At 31.5% G+C, this 2742-nt stretch carries 2 protein-coding genes; both read left to right on the plus strand.

Features of this window, described 5'->3' with window-relative positions; translation table 11 throughout:
* Positions 1-726: 726 nt before the first annotated feature.
* Positions 727-1086 carry a helix-hairpin-helix domain-containing protein gene (locus KJ849_07475; protein ID MBU2600399.1) on the plus strand — a complete coding sequence of 120 codons (360 nt, stop codon included), beginning with the start codon at positions 727-729 and terminating at the stop codon, positions 1084-1086.
* Positions 1067-2581: a competence protein ComEC family protein gene (locus KJ849_07480; GenBank protein MBU2600400.1), complete on the plus strand. Its 1515-nt coding sequence runs from the start codon at positions 1067-1069 to the stop codon at positions 2579-2581. Before KJ849_07475 ends, KJ849_07480 begins: the two co-directional genes overlap by 20 nt.
* Positions 2582-2742: the final 161 nt, after the last annotated feature.

Below are 2742 nucleotides of genomic sequence, written 5' to 3' on the forward strand. Positions count from 1 at the left end.
TCCGAAGATGTTCATCAACAGGCCGTCCAGCAGGTGATAAGAATTTTGGGATAAGATTAGAAGGATTATTGGGTCGGATATTAATGGCAAAACCTATAGGCAGACCAAAGAAAGTTCAATAAATAGGCGCTGTCCCCAATTTCCTGTCCCCAATTTCTCCTATGTAAGTTTTTGTTCCTCTTACAATCATTGCTACTATGAGCTCATCTGCCAGAGGTGCTACCTCCGACTCCCTCTTCACCTGTTGCCGTTGTCTCTTTATAAGTACGCCGCCACCGTGACCCCTGCCAGAGGTGCTACCACCCGTGCCACTCAGCTAACTGGTTCTACCTTTTACCAGTTCGGGACTTTCACCCTATAGTTATAGCGACCTTGCAGGTCACGCTGTCTGGGTTCATATTCAAGATAATGCCTTTTGAAACTTCTTGGCTTTCAGTAAACGACTTAGAAACCAATTTTTTTAATTTAAAGTAATTAAAGTTTACCATATAATAAAGATGTCATGCAACTAATTTTCAGCAATTCCAATGATAAAATCAAACAATATTGACAAACGATTAGACTACATCTAAGCGGTTTCATTTTATCGCCAAGACGAATTTTTTTTGCAATTATCCAATAAATACTGTATATAAGCGACAGTGAATATAATATTAAAATCAGAAAATACTGAAAGCTTACTGGAGGCTGAATATGATATCATTGGTAGGCTAATCAGGTAGTTTTATGGTTGCCTTTAACAAAATTAGAGATTATTTAGCTCTCTGTAAAAACGATCAAAGGATATCCATAATCTTATTAATCATGGCTGGGGTTTTATTTACTTACCAAGATTTAAAGCCTGGTGTAAAATTTAATCAAGAAGAGTTCAAGATAAATATAAACAAAGCTTCCCGAGAAGAATTAGAAGAATTACCTGGCATTGGTTTTACTCTTGCTCAAAGAATTATCACTCATAGGAAAGAAAATGGTGACTTTAAGTTATTTCAAGATTTACTGAAAGTTAAAGGCATTGGTCAAAAAAAGTTAGAGAAGATTATTCCTTGGATCTTTTTCTTAGAAAAGAATGGTAAAACCAATTATTAATCTCACTATAGCTTACTTTTTAGGGATCGTCTTAAGTTCACTTATCTATACTTCTATAAAATTATTATTAGTGGCCTTAGTTTTTGTATTTTTATCTTTATTGATAAGTTATCTTAAAAAATGGGGGTTTGTTACCAGTATCTTAATTTATATTAGTTTCTTAATGATAGGGATAGGAGCTTATCAATTATCTACCAAGACAGATGACCAAACGCATCTTCTTAATTATGTGGGTAAAAATTTAGTGATGAGAGGAATAATTACTGATGAACCAATAGAAGAGAATCAAAAAATATTTGCTCTTTTAAAAGGAGAAAGGGTTATCACCAGAGGAAAACTAATTGATGGCGTCAAGGGAAAGATTAGGTTAATCATAGATAAAGAGATTTTAAATTTAAGAATAAGCTATGGTCAAAGAATAGAAGTAATTGGTAAGTTAGATAAAATAGGCAGTAAAAACAACCCCCAATTCCAAAGACACTGGTATTCTCAAGATGTTTATGGAATAGTGAGGATTAAGAAAGATACTCAAATTAAGATAATAGATAAAAAGGGAGGTAATTTATTATTTAAGATTTCTTATGGTATTAAAGAAAAGCTACTTAACTCAATTAATGAAACTTTAAAAGATCCTCAAAAGTCTGTCTTGCAAGGAATTTTAATTGGTGATAAAAAAGCTGTTCCTCTTGAAACGATAGAAAAATTTCAAGATACTGGGATAATGCATATTTTAGCTGTTTCCGGTCTTAATGTAAGTTTAATTTCCCTGCTTTTCTTAATTTTTGCTAAAAAGATATTTTGTCTTTCAGAAAAATACGCTAATATATTTTCCTTATTTCTGATAGGAATATATACTATTATTGCTGGACTTAATCCCTCCGTGTTAAGAGCTTCTCTAATGATAGCAGCCTTATTTTTAGCTCCACTATTTTACCGCCAGAGTGATTCAATTAACAGCTTATTTTTAGCAGTTTTTCTTCTCTTGATCCTTAATCCTACCATGATCTATAATTTAAGTTTTCAATTTTCATTTATCGTTACCTTAGGTATCATCTTAGTAATGCCTATAACGACGAAACTTAGTCAAGGAAAATGGTATAAATGGATAGTTACTTCTTTTTTAATTTCATTAGCTGCTTGGATGGCTATTCTACCCCTTTTAATTTACTATTTTCATAAAACTTCAATAGTAGCTTTAGTCTTAAATATATTAATTGTTCCTTTAGTAGGAGTTATTATGTGGTGTGGGTTTATAACTTTTATCTTATTTAATATTAACATCTACTTAGCTAAGATTGCAGCTATGATAAACTACTGGGCTATTAAAATTTTATTGTTTTCAGTCGAAGTTGCTGATACTATTCCTTATAGTATTATCTATATCTCTAAAATCGATATTTTTTCTATAACTTGCTATTACGGATTTTTAATAGCACTTTTAATTTATATAAAGAGCCTTTTCTCTAAAAGAATTAAGCTTCCAAAAGTAATATAAATTACTCACTACCTCTACTCTTTAAGGTTTTTTATGTCTACCTCTATCATTAAATTAGATCAGCTGTGGAAGTAAAAATGACTATTTAACTTCTTGATTTTAAAGTCTTAAAGGTTTTTTATGTCTACCTCCATCATTAGATTAGCTGTGGTGCAATTAGA

It is taken from the genome of bacterium (genome assembly GCA_018830565.1).
Taxonomy (GTDB): domain Bacteria; phylum UBA9089; class JAHJRX01; order JAHJRX01; family JAHJRX01; genus JAHJRX01.